Origin of the sequence: Streptomyces sp. adm13(2018) (assembly GCF_008042145.1) — a bacterium.
Taxonomy (GTDB): Bacteria; Actinomycetota; Actinomycetes; order Streptomycetales; family Streptomycetaceae; genus Streptomyces.
Genome location: NZ_RDBH01000061.1, coordinates 1 through 10,936 on the forward strand (window position 1 = coordinate 1; position 10,936 = coordinate 10,936).

Annotated in this window: 12 protein-coding genes; 7 read left to right on the forward strand and 5 right to left on the reverse strand. The window is 73.1% G+C overall.

Going from position 1 to position 10,936, the window contains the following annotated elements:
- Positions 1-27 precede the first annotated feature (27 nt).
- A complete protein-coding gene (locus tag EAO70_RS05350; protein WP_148001854.1) occupies positions 28-486 on the reverse strand; it encodes a Crp/Fnr family transcriptional regulator in 459 nt (152 codons plus the stop codon).
- A gap of 190 nt (positions 487-676) precedes the next feature.
- On the opposite strand from EAO70_RS05350, the gene EAO70_RS05355 reads away from it, so the two are divergent.
- The 4 genes from EAO70_RS05355 to EAO70_RS05370 all read left to right on the forward strand — a co-directional run bounded on the left by EAO70_RS05355 (position 677) and on the right by EAO70_RS05370 (position 3,986).
- Complete coding sequence (locus EAO70_RS05355; protein WP_148001855.1) at positions 677-1,447, forward strand: amino acid ABC transporter ATP-binding protein; 771 nt, start codon at positions 677-679, stop codon at positions 1,445-1,447.
- Positions 1,448-1,511: 64 nt separating this feature from the next.
- Positions 1,512-2,399, forward strand: coding sequence for a glutamate ABC transporter substrate-binding protein (locus tag EAO70_RS05360; protein WP_148001856.1), 888 nt, complete (start codon positions 1,512-1,514; stop codon positions 2,397-2,399).
- Positions 2,400-2,409: 10 nt separating this feature from the next.
- Positions 2,410-3,075 carry an amino acid ABC transporter permease gene (locus tag EAO70_RS05365; RefSeq protein ID WP_148001857.1) on the forward strand — a complete coding sequence of 222 codons (666 nt, stop codon included), beginning with the start codon at positions 2,410-2,412 and terminating at the stop codon, positions 3,073-3,075.
- Entirely contained in the window at positions 3,072-3,986 is a 915-nt protein-coding gene (locus EAO70_RS05370; protein WP_148001858.1) for an amino acid ABC transporter permease, read from the forward strand. Before EAO70_RS05365 ends, EAO70_RS05370 begins: the two co-directional genes overlap by 4 nt.
- 185 nt (positions 3,987-4,171) lie before the next feature.
- Here EAO70_RS05370 and EAO70_RS05375 read toward each other — a convergent pair whose 3' ends face one another.
- Both EAO70_RS05375 and EAO70_RS05380 read right to left on the reverse strand, forming a co-directional pair.
- A complete protein-coding gene (locus tag EAO70_RS05375; protein WP_148001859.1) occupies positions 4,172-4,927 on the reverse strand; it encodes an anti-sigma factor domain-containing protein in 756 nt (251 codons plus the stop codon).
- The gene (locus tag EAO70_RS05380; RefSeq protein WP_261992678.1) at positions 4,924-5,508 is read right to left on the reverse strand and encodes a sigma-70 family RNA polymerase sigma factor; all 585 of its coding nucleotides are present in this window, start codon (positions 5,506-5,508) and stop codon (positions 4,924-4,926) included. The genes EAO70_RS05375 and EAO70_RS05380 overlap by 4 nt, the downstream gene beginning before the upstream one ends.
- 226 nt (positions 5,509-5,734) lie before the next feature.
- On the opposite strand from EAO70_RS05380, the gene EAO70_RS05385 reads away from it, so the two are divergent.
- Positions 5,735-6,346, forward strand: a complete 612-nt coding sequence (locus EAO70_RS05385; protein ID WP_148001860.1) for a fasciclin domain-containing protein — start codon at positions 5,735-5,737, stop codon at positions 6,344-6,346.
- Between the two features lie 87 nt (positions 6,347-6,433).
- Here EAO70_RS05385 and EAO70_RS05390 read toward each other — a convergent pair whose 3' ends face one another.
- Complete coding sequence (locus EAO70_RS05390) at positions 6,434-6,928, reverse strand: MarR family winged helix-turn-helix transcriptional regulator (protein WP_148001861.1); 495 nt, start codon at positions 6,926-6,928, stop codon at positions 6,434-6,436.
- 125 nt (positions 6,929-7,053) lie between these two features.
- Here EAO70_RS05390 and EAO70_RS05395 point away from each other — a divergent pair, with 125 nt between their 5' ends.
- Positions 7,054-8,688 carry an SDR family oxidoreductase gene (locus EAO70_RS05395; protein ID WP_261992679.1) on the forward strand — a complete coding sequence of 545 codons (1,635 nt, stop codon included), beginning with the start codon at positions 7,054-7,056 and terminating at the stop codon, positions 8,686-8,688.
- 76 nt (positions 8,689-8,764) lie between these two features.
- On the forward strand, positions 8,765-10,150 hold the full coding sequence (locus EAO70_RS05400) for a cryptochrome/photolyase family protein (RefSeq protein WP_148001862.1): 1,386 nt from the start codon (positions 8,765-8,767) through the stop codon (positions 10,148-10,150).
- Positions 10,151-10,202: 52 nt separating this feature from the next.
- Here the strand turns inward: EAO70_RS05400 and EAO70_RS05405 are convergent.
- On the reverse strand, positions 10,203-10,936 hold a 734-nt coding region (locus tag EAO70_RS05405), incomplete at its 5' end, for a B12-binding domain-containing protein (RefSeq protein WP_148001878.1).

Here is a 10,936-nt window from a genome sequence, read left to right on the forward strand (position 1 = left end):
GCCCCCGAGGCCCCCGCAGGCCGCCCCTCACGCCATGATGCCGCTCCCGTGCGGTGCGTACAGGTCCAGGAGGCGGACCCGGGTCACCTGGAGGCGGTGGGCCAGGATCGAGCCCACCCAGAACGTGACGGAGGACCCGAACTCCGTGTCCGAGCGGCACATCGAGCGTACGGCCGGAGCGTTGAACTCGTGGGCGCGGACCGGTGTCATCGCCTCCGCGCCCGACTGGCAGAGGTACGGCGGGAACAGCCACGAGAGTCCCACCAGCTCGCCGTGGTGCAGGGTCTCGATCACCGGGGCCCCGCGCCCCGGCACCCTCGCGTCCAGGGTCACGGCGCCCGTCTTCACGATCCAGAACCGGTCGGCGTGCTGCTGCTCCTCGAACAGCCGGTGACCGGAATCGAAGTACACGTCCTCGGCGAAGGCCATCAGACGCTCCCGGTGCTCCGGCGGCAACGTGCTGACCTTGGGTGCGGCACTGCTCATGGCGGACCCTCCTCGCGCACTCGGCTCCCACCCCCAGTGTCCGCCAGCCCGCCCCCTCGCGCGCGGACGCCGCCGGGAGGCCGCTCCCGCACCGGGTGTCGCGCCCCTCCGGCGTGCGGGTACCGGACGGAGGGCGGAGCATGAACGGGAGAGGGAGCGGCAAGCGGGGGGCGTGAGCCAGGAGGGTGCCATGCCCGTCCCGGAAGGCGGCGTCCCGGAGGGCGGCGATGCGCTCGTCGTGCTGCGCGGGGTCGACAAGCACTTCGGCACGCTGCACGTGCTGCGGTCCATCGACCTCACGATCCACCGCGGCGAGGTCGTGGTCGTGATCGGGCCGTCCGGATCGGGAAAGTCCACGCTCTGCCGGGCGATCAACCGCCTGGAGACCGTCGACGCCGGCGAGATCGTCGTGGACGGACGCCCCCTGCCCGCCGAGGGCCGCGAGCTCGCGGCCCTGCGCGCCGACGTCGGCATGGTCTTCCAGTCCTTCAACCTCTTCGCGCACAAGACCGTGCTCGGCAACGTCACCCTGGGCCAGATCAAGGTGCGCAAGAAGGACCGGAAGGCGGCCGAGGAACGCGCCCGCGCCCTCCTCGACCGGGTCGGGGTCGCCTCGCAGGCGGAGAAGTACCCGGCCCAGCTCTCCGGCGGCCAGCAACAGCGCGTGGCGATCGCCCGCGCCCTCGCCATGGATCCGAAGGTGATGCTCTTCGACGAGCCGACCTCCGCGCTCGACCCCGAGATGATCAACGAGGTCCTGGAAGTCATGCAGCAACTCGCCCGGGACGGCATGACGATGGTCGTCGTCACCCATGAGATGGGCTTCGCCCGGTCCGCCGCCAACCGCGTCGTCTTCATGGCCGACGGCGCGATCGTCGAGGAGACCACCCCGGACGAGTTCTTCAGCAACCCGCGCAGCGACCGTGCCAAGGACTTCCTGTCCAAGATCCTTCACCACTGACGCCGCGGCACCGCACGACACGGCGGGGTCGCCGCCCGACCAGCAGCCCCCAGGGGTGATCCTCATGAACGCGACCAGGACCGGTGGGAAGACCGCCAGGACCGCCAGGACCGGCAGGGCCGGCAAGGCCGGTGTGGCCGCCGCCGCGGCCGTCGTCCTCTCCCTCACCTCCGCAGGATTCGCCAACGGTGCGACCGGCGCCGTGCCACGCGACCACGGCGAGGACGAGATCACCGTCGGCATCAAGTACGACCAGCCCGGCATCGGCCTCAAGACCCCGGACGGCACCTACACCGGCTTCGACGTCGACGTGGCCACCTACATCGCCAAGGAGCTGGGCCACGACCCGTCCGACATCGTCTGGAAGGAGGCCAAGAGCGCGGACCGCGAGACGCTGCTCCAGCGCGGTGACGTCGACTTCATCGCGGCCTCGTACTCCATCAACGACGAACGCGCGGCCAAGGTCGACTTCGCCGGCCCCTACCTCCTGGCCCACCAGGACGTCCTGATCCGGGCCGACGACGACTCCATCAAGAAGCCCTCCGACCTGAACGACAAGCGGCTCTGCTCGGTCACCGGCTCCACCTCCGCGCAGAACGTCAAGGAGAAGCTGGCGCCCGACGCCCAGCTCCAGGAGTACGGCGGCTACTCCGAGTGCCTGACCGGACTGGAGAACGGCGTCATCGACGCCGTCACCACCGACGACTCGATCCTCGCCGGGTACGCCGCGCAGAGCCAGTTCAAGGACAAGTTCAAGCTCGGCGGCTTCAAGATGAGCAACGAGAACTACGGCATCGGCGTCCAGAAGGGCAGCGAACTCAAGGCCAAGATCAACACGGCCCTGGAGAAGATGGTCGCCGACGGCTCCTGGGACGCCGCGGTGAAGAAGAACTTCGGCCCGGCGAACTACCAGAACGAACCCGCCCCCGAGATCGGCGTCATCGTGAAGTGAGCGGGCCGCCGTGTTCGACTTCCTCCAGGGGTACGACCTGCTCGGAGCCTTCTGGGTGACGGTGCAGCTCACCGTCTACTCGGCGATCGGCTCCCTCGTCTGGGGGACGCTGCTGGCGGCGATGCGCGTCAGCCCCGTCCCCCTCATGCGGGGTTTCGGCACCGTCTACGTCAACGTCGTCCGCAACATCCCGCTCACCGTCATCATCGTCTTCACCTCGCTCGGCCTCTTCCAGACGCTCGGCGTCAGCATGGGCGCCGACCGGTTCACCACGATCAACTTCCGCCTCGCCGTCCTCGGCCTCATCGCGTACACGAGCGCCTTCGTCTGCGAGGCGCTGCGCTCCGGCATCAACACCGTCCCCCTCGGCCAGGTAGAGGCGGCCCGGGCCATCGGGCTCGGCTTCCCCCAGATCCTGCGCATCATCGTGCTTCCGCAGGCCTTCCGCTCCGTCGTCGGCCCGCTCGCCAACGTCCTCATCGCCCTCACCAAGAACACCACGGTGGCGGCCGCCATCGGGGTCGCGGAAGCGGCCCTGCTGATGCGGGAGATGATCGAGAACGAGGCCCAACTCATCCTCATCTCCGGGATCTTCGCCGTCGGCTTCATCTGCCTGACCCTGCCCACCGGCCTGTTCCTCGGCTGGGTGGCCAAGAAGGTGGCGGTGAGACGGTGAAGACCCGGCCCACCGTGCTCTACGACGTCCCCGGCCCCCGCGCCCGGCGCCGCAACCTCCTCTGGACCCTGCTCTTCCTGGTCGCGCTCGCCCTCGTCGTGTGGTGGGTCCTGGCCGGCCTGGCGGCGAAGAACCAGCTCGAATGGTCCAAGTGGGCCCCCTTCTTCACCGACGCCCGCGTCTGGGAGACGTACCTCCTGCCCGCCCTCCAGAACACCGTGATCGCCGCCGGCCTCGCCATGGTGATCGCCCTGCCCCTCGGCGCCCTCCTCGGCGTCTCGCGCCTGTCCGAGCACCGGGCCGTCCGCGGCGTCGCCGGCACGGTCGTCGAGTTCTTCCGCGCCATCCCCGTCCTGATCCTGATGCTCTTCGCCAACGCGGCCTACTCCGAGTTCACCGACATCAGCCCGGACACCCGCCCGCTGTACTCCGTCGTCACCGGCCTCGTCCTCTACAACGCCTCCGTGCTCGCCGAGGTCGTCCGGGCCGGCATCCTCTCCCTCCCCACCGGCCAGACCGACGCGGCGAAGGCCATCGGCATGCGCAAGGGCCAGACGATGACGTCCGTGCTCCTCCCGCAGTCGGTCACGGCGATGCTGCCCGCGCTCGTCAGCCAGCTCGTCGTCATCGTCAAGGACACCGCGCTCGGCGGCGCCATGCTCGGCTTCTCCGAACTCCTCGCCTCCGTCCGCCCGATGAGCGCCAACTACGGGGCCAACACCATCGCCTGCTTCACCGTCGTCGCGGTCGTCTTCGTGCTCCTGAACTTCGCCCTCACCAGCTTCGCCTCCTGGCTCGAAGGACGGCTGCGGCGGGGCAAGAGGTCCACGGGCGCGGTCGTCGGAGCGGGCGCCGTGGAGGAGCTGGCCACACCGGGCGAACACCGGGGACCGACCGACACGACCTCGTGACGCCCGGGCCGGCGGGCCCGCGCCGGATCGGCGCCGCGCGTGCCCCGTACGGTGCCGGGAGCACGCCGGATCGGTGCCGCGCGCGCCCCGCACGTGGCGCGCCGGGACCGCGTCGTACGGCGCCGCGCACGCCCCGGCCACCGCCGCGCGCACCCGGCCGGGTGCGCGCGGCGATCCGCGCAGGCTCAGGCCCGGGGGAGGGCCAGCACCGCCACAGGGTCCGAGGTCGGACTCGGCGAACCACCGGCCGGTTCGACGGTGACGCCCACTCCGGACGCCTGCCGCACGGGACCTTCGAGCAGGGTCGCCTCGGCGGTGGCGCCGGGGTCCATCAGCCCCGCGGACCGCATGCTCCCGCCGTCGTCGTACCAGAGCTGGTAGACCTTGCCGGCCGGCGGCGGGGCCATCCCGGAGGCCGCGAACACGGCCCGGTCGAGCGACGACGAGACGACGACGGTCCCCACGGCGCCCCCTTCGAGCCGTGTGGTGGAGACCTCGGCGTCCGGGGCCGCCAGGACTTCGGCGACGGCGTCGTTCGCCTGTCGCGCACGGTCCGCCGCCTGCCGGGCGTCCTGGGCCGCGCCGTGCTGCCAGACGGCGACCCCGCCCAGCCCGACCGCCCCGGCCAGACACGCCGCCAGCGCCCAGTGCGACCACCGCCGGAAGCCGCGCACCCGGCGCGGGGCACCGGCCGCCTTCGCGGTCGGCGGCGGCTCCTGGCGTACGGTCGCGATCCGCTCCAGCACGCTCGCCCGCAGCGTGGCGGTCGGCGTCACCGCGACGGCGACGCCGAGCCGGGCGACCGTCCCGGAGAACTCGCGCACCTCCTGCGCGCAGGACGGGCACCCGGCCAGATGGCGCCGGACGGTCTCGTGCTCCTCGGCGTCCAGCGCGTCGAGCACGTACGCGCCGGTCAGCAGGTGCGGATCCACGGCGTTCACACGCCCACCCCCAGACAGTCCCTGAGCCGGATGAGACCGTCGCGCATCCGCGCCTTGACGGTCCCCAGCGGCACGGCCAGCAGTTCCGCGACCTCGCGGTAGGTGAGGCCACGGTAGTACGCCAGGGTCACCGACTGGTGCTGCAGTTCGGTGAGACCTCCCAGACAGCGCCGGACCTGCTCACGCTCCAGCCGGCCCTCCACCTGCTCCACCACCTCGTCGTAGGCCGCCGCGTGGTCCAGCAGCGCCGCCCGCTTCTCGCGGTTCGACGCCGCCTGCTCCGAACGCACCCGGTCGACGGCCCTGCGGTGCGCCAGCATCAGGACCCAGGTCATCACCGACCCCCGCGCGGGCTCGTAGCGGGCCGCCGTGCGCCACACCTCGACCAGCACCTCCTGCGCGACCTCCTCCGACTGTGCGGCGTCCCTGAGCACGGTCCGGACGAGGCCCAGCACGGGGCCCGAAACGGCTTCGAACACGGCCGTGAAGGCCTGCTGGTCGCCGAGCGCCACCCGGCCCATCAGCTCGGGAAGGTCCGGAGCCGCGGGCCGGACGTCGCCGATCCACACGTTCTCTGTCACCGGCGGTTTCCTCCAGGAATCACATCAGTACGGGAGGGATTCGGAGCCGACGGCCCGGCGGACGGGTGCGCCGGAGACTTTTTTCGCACAGCCCGGTCCGCCGAGGCGGGTCGACCGGCCCTCGTCACTGATTCGGCCGATCAGGGGCATCCGGACGCGGCCCCGCCCCGAATCACTCGTGAGGGCCGGTCCGACCGGTCGGCCCCGAGGCTAGGAGTGATCGATCATGAACACCCAGACCTTCAGTCGCGCCACCGTCGCCGTGACCGCCGCCATCCTGCTGCCACTGGGCCTGACCGCCTACTCGGCCCAGGCGGGCGACGGAGGGTCGGCGTCCTCGCCGAGCGCGTCCGCCGCGAAGGCCGACGGCCCGTTCGGCCCCGGGTGCGCCGCGATCCCGAAGGACGGCGCGGGTTCCCTCGCCGGGATGGCCGACGACCCGGTCGCCACGGCAGCCTCGAACAACCCCGAGCTGTCCACGCTGGTCACCGCCGTCAAGCAGGCCGGGCTCGTCGACACCCTGAACAACGCGAAGGACATCACTGTCTTCGCGCCCACCAACGCCGCCTTCGCCAAGATCCCGAAGGCCGACCTGGACAAGGTCCTCGCCGACAAGGCGATGCTGACGGACATCCTCACGTACCACGTGGTCGGGCAGAAGCTGACCCCGCAGCAGATGGAGAACGGCTCCTTCGAGACCCTCCAGAAGAGCAAGCTGACCACCGAGGGCTCCGGCGAGTCCTTCACGGTCAACGACTCCGCGAAGGTGGTCTGCGGCAACGTGCCCACCGCCAACGCCACGGTCTACATCATCGACACCGTGCTGATGCCCAAGTAGCGGCGTCCCGCCGCGGGGCACCGTCCTCCGGCCCCGTCGCGACCCGGCCGATCCCGCGGATCCCGCCGGAGCGCGACGGGGCCGACGTCAGCGCCGGGGGACCGTCAGCTCGCCCAGTTCCTCGTTCAGCGCGTCCAGGAAGCGCACGGCCGCGGCCAGCTCCTCCCCGTCGAACCGCAGCCGGGCCCGCTCCGCCGCCTGGGCCAGCGGCATGAAGTAGCTCCGCGCGGCCGCCCGCGCCCCGTCCTCGTAGTGCACATGGACGACCCGGCGATCGGGGCTCTCCCGGGAGCGGCGGATGTGCCCGGCCCGTTCGAGCCGGTCCAGACAGGCCGTGACCGCCCCCGAGGTCAGCCCCAGGTGCTCCCGCAGCCGCCCGGGCGTCAGCGGCTCCGTACTGTCCAGCACGACCGAGAGCGCCTGCACGTCCGTGGGATGCAGTCCCTGCGCGAGCGCGAAACCATGGACCAGCCGATTGATCTCACCGTTCGTCCGCCGCAGCGCGCGGGCGAAGCTGTGCGCATCACCCGGCGTCCGCCCGTCCGCGGTCCCACCGGTCTCGGATTCCTCTGTTCTGGACACACGATCAGCCTATAGAAACCGGGCCCGCGCATCCGAGGCGGCCGCACCCGTGGAAGAGAACAGGTGGATACCCGTCCCCCGGCCGGTGGGGGGCGCGGCACCCGACAGCGGAACGGAGCAGATCCATGAGCGAAGCGTCAGGGCACGAGACACCGGGACCGCTGTGCCTGGTCACCGGTGCCAGCGGCTACATCGGCGGCCGCCTCGTCCCCGAACTCCTGGAGGCGGGCTTCCGGGTACGGTGCCTGGCCCGCACCCCGGCGAAACTGCGGGACCACCCCTGGGCCGGGGAGGTGGAGATCGTCCAGGGGGACGTCACCGACGCCGACACCCTCGGCCCCGCCTTCGAGGGCGTCGACGTCGCCTACTACCTGGTGCACGCCCTGGGAGCCGGCCCCGGCTTCGAGCACACCGACCGCGCCGCGGCCCGCACCTTCGCCGTGCGGGCCCGCACCGCGGGCGTCGGCCGCATCGTCTACCTGGGCGGACTCACCCCCCGCGGCGTCCCCGAGGAGGAGCTCTCCCCGCACCTGCGCTCCCGCGCCGAGGTCGGACAGATCTTCCTGGCGTCCGGGGTCCCCGCCACGGTCCTCCGCGCCGCCGTCATCATCGGGTCCGGCTCCGCCTCCTTCGAGATGCTCCGCTACCTCACCGAGCGCCTGCCCGTGATGGTCACCCCGAGCTGGGTCCGCACCCGGATCCAGCCGATCGCCGTCCGGGACGTCCTGCGCTACCTGGTCGGCAGCGCGCGCATGCCCGCCGAGGTCAACCGGGCCTTCGACATCGGCGGTCCCGACGTCCTCACGTACCTCGGCATGATGCGCCGCTACGCCTCCGTCGCCGGACTGCCCCGGCGGCTCATCTTCCCCGTCCCGGTGCTCACCCCGCGCCTGTCCAGCCACTGGATCGGCCTGGTCACCCCGGTGCCCCGGTCGATCGCCCGCCCGCTCGCCGAGTCGCTGCGCCACGAGGTCGTCTGCCACGAGCACGACATCGCCGAGTGGGTGCCCGACCCGCCCGGCGCGCCGCTCCGCTTCGAGCAGGCGCTCGACCTCGCGCTCCAGCGGGTCCGCGAGGCCAAGACGACCACCCGCTGGTCCTCCGCCTCCCTTCCGGGCGCGCCGAGCGACCCCTTGCCGACCGACCCCGACTGGGCCGGCGGCAGCCTCTACACCGACGAGCGCGAACTCCCCGTCGGCGCCTCGCCAGAGGCGCTGTGGCGGGTCGTCGAGGGCATCGGCGGCGAGAACGGCTGGTACTCCTTCCCCCTCGCCTGGGCCGTCCGCGGCTGGCTGGACCGGCTCGTCGGCGGTGTCGGCCTGCGCCGGGGCCGGCGCGACGCCCTCCACCTGAGGGCGGGCGACTCGCTGGACTTCTGGCGGGTGGAGGAGATCGAGCGCGGCCGGCTGCTGCGGCTGCGCGCCGAGATGCGGATCCCGGGGCTCGCCTGGCTGGAGATGTACGCCGAGAGCGACGGGAACGGGGCGGCCCGCTACCGCCAGCGGGCCCTGTTCCACCCCCGCGGACTGGCCGGCCACGCCTACTGGTGGAGCGTCGCCCCCTTCCACGCCGTGGTCTTCGGCGGCATGGCCCGCAACATCGCGATGACGGCGGAGGCGAGCGAGGCCGAGCGCGCCGGAGCCGCGGGCACGGCAGGGGAGCCCGAGCCCGCCGGAACCACCGCCGGGGACAAGCGCCCGCTTCCGGCCGGCGAGTCGCCCGGATCCGGCGCATCCGGAGCGCCTCCGAGGCCGGAATGACCCGGCACGCCCGTACAGCGACCACCGGAGCGGCGCCCCGCCGAGCCGGTCGGCGATCCCCTCCAGGAGCGGTCCCATGAACGTCTCGGTCGTCCTCTTCACCTCGGACCTCCGTGTCCACGACCATCCGCCGCTGCGCGCCGCGCTCGGCCGGGGAGGCGAGGTCGTCCCCCTGTTCGTCCGGGATCCGGCCGTGGCCCGGGTGGGCGGCACCGCGCCGAACCGGGACGCGTTCCTCGCGGACTGCCTCGCCGCGCTCGACGCGGGACTGCGGGAGCGCGGCGGCCGGCTCGTGGTGCGCTCGGGCGACCCGGTCGAGGAGGTGTGTGCCGTGGTGCGCGAGGCCGACGCCGACATCGTCCACATGGCGGCCGGGTGCAGCGGCTTCGCCCGGCACCGCGAGGACCGGCTCCGCCATGCCCTGGAGGCGGACGGGCGCCGCCTGTACGTCCACGACGCCGTGGTCACGGCGCTGCCCACCGGCGCGGTGACCCCGGCCGGCTCGGACCACTACGCCGTCTTCACCCCGTACTTCCGCCGCTGGGTGCAGGAGCGGCTGCGCGAGCCGCTCGGGGCGCCGCGCGTGGTCCGGATGCCGCAGGGCGTCCGTTCGGAGGACCTGCCGGCCCGGGCGGACGTCGGCGGCGTCTCCGAGGGGCTCGCCGCGGGCGGCGAGACGGAGGGCAGGAAGCTGCTCTCGGCCTGGCTGGCGCGGGGCGTCGACGCCTACGGGGACGGCCACGACGACCTCGCGGGCGACGCCACGTCCCGCCTCTCGCCCTACCTCCACTTCGGCGCCGTCTCGGCGTCCGAGACGATCCACCGGGCCCGCGCGCGGGGCGGGGCGGGCGCCGAGGCGTTCGTGCGCCAGCTCTGCTGGCGCGACTTCCACCACCAGGTGCTGGCCGCCCGCCCCGCCGCCTCCACCGACGACTACCGCACCCGGAACGACCGCTGGAGGCGCGGGAAGGAGGCGGAGGCCGACCTTCAGGCGTGGCGCGAGGGCCGCACCGGCTACCCCGTGGTCGACGCCGCGATGCGGCAGCTGGCCCACGAGGGCTGGATGCACAACCGGGGACGGCTGCTCGCCGCCTCGTTCCTGACCAAGACGCTGTACATCGACTGGCGGGAGGGGGCCCGGCACTTCCTCGACCTCCTCGTCGACGGCGACGTCGCCAACAACCAGCTCAACTGGCAGTGGATGGCCGGTACGGGCACGGACACCCGCCCCAACCGGGTCCTCAACCCGGTGACCCAGGGCAAGCGGTACGACCCGGACGGCGCGTACGTACGCCGATGGGTGCCGGAACTCGCCGGGATCGAGGGTTCCGCGGTGCACGACCCCTGGAAGCTGCCCGGGCGGGAGCGGGCCCGCTACGACTACCCGGAGCCGATGGTCGACCTCGCCGACGGCCTCGCCCGCTTCCGGCACGCCCGAGGCCAGGACGAGGACGCCGCCTGACACCGGAGGCCGGGCGGGCTTCGTGAACAAGCGCGGCGTCCGGCCGGCTCCCTCAGGAACCGGCGCGCCCGGCGGGTTCCTTCACGGCGCGCGGGGCCGCGCACAGCCCGCTCAGCAGGGACAGGGCCTCCCGCAGGCCGGTGGGACGCAGCATGCCCGGGCCGAGCGTCCGGCCCGCCCAGCCGGGGCCCGTGAGGAGGACCGCCGTGCGGGACCGGGCGCCCCTGACGCCCCATGAGGTCTCGGACACGTGCCGTGCCAGGGGGTGGTTCGCCGTCGAGCGGGCCTGCGCCCAGAGCACGACCGCGGCGGGGCCGGTCCGCCGTACCGCCTGATCGAGCGCCTCCGGCGGCACGGCGCCCCCGAACATCAGGGTGCGGATGCCGAGTTCGGCCAGCCCGGCGGCGAGCGCCTCCAGCGGGAGGGTGTGCTGCTCGTGGGGCACGCAGGCGAGCAGGACCGGCCGTGTGCCCCCCTCCGCGGGCCCGGCGCGGACCGGCCCGACGACCCGGCGCAGTGCGGTGGAGACGTGCCAGGACAGCAAGTGCTCCACCTCGACGTAGCGGTCCTCCGAGGTCTCCCACTTGCGCCCCACGGCGTGCAGCGCCGGCGCCAGCACCTCCTCCCACGCGGTGACCAGTCCGTACCGGGCGATCGCCGAGTCCATGATCTCGTCCATGGCGGCGGAGTCGAGGCGGACGGACGCGCGGCCCAGGCCGCGCAGCTCCATGCGCACGTCGCCGGGGACGCGTTCGTGGGCGCCGGGTTCGGGGGCGGGCGTCTCCC

What these genes read in the sequence shown, in the direction of transcription:
- EAO70_RS05350 (WP_148001854.1), bottom strand. Translation starts at nt 486, where the DNA reads ATGAGCAGTGCCGCACCCAAGGTCAGCACGTTGCCGCCGGAGCACCGG.
- EAO70_RS05355 (WP_148001855.1), top strand. Translation starts at nt 677, where the DNA reads ATGCCCGTCCCGGAAGGCGGCGTCCCGGAGGGCGGCGATGCGCTCGTC.
- EAO70_RS05360 (WP_148001856.1), top strand. Translation starts at nt 1,512, where the DNA reads ATGAACGCGACCAGGACCGGTGGGAAGACCGCCAGGACCGCCAGGACC.
- EAO70_RS05385 (WP_148001860.1), top strand. Translation starts at nt 5,735, where the DNA reads ATGAACACCCAGACCTTCAGTCGCGCCACCGTCGCCGTGACCGCCGCC.
- EAO70_RS05395 (WP_261992679.1), top strand. Translation starts at nt 7,054, where the DNA reads ATGAGCGAAGCGTCAGGGCACGAGACACCGGGACCGCTGTGCCTGGTC.
- EAO70_RS05400 (WP_148001862.1), top strand. Translation starts at nt 8,765, where the DNA reads ATGAACGTCTCGGTCGTCCTCTTCACCTCGGACCTCCGTGTCCACGAC.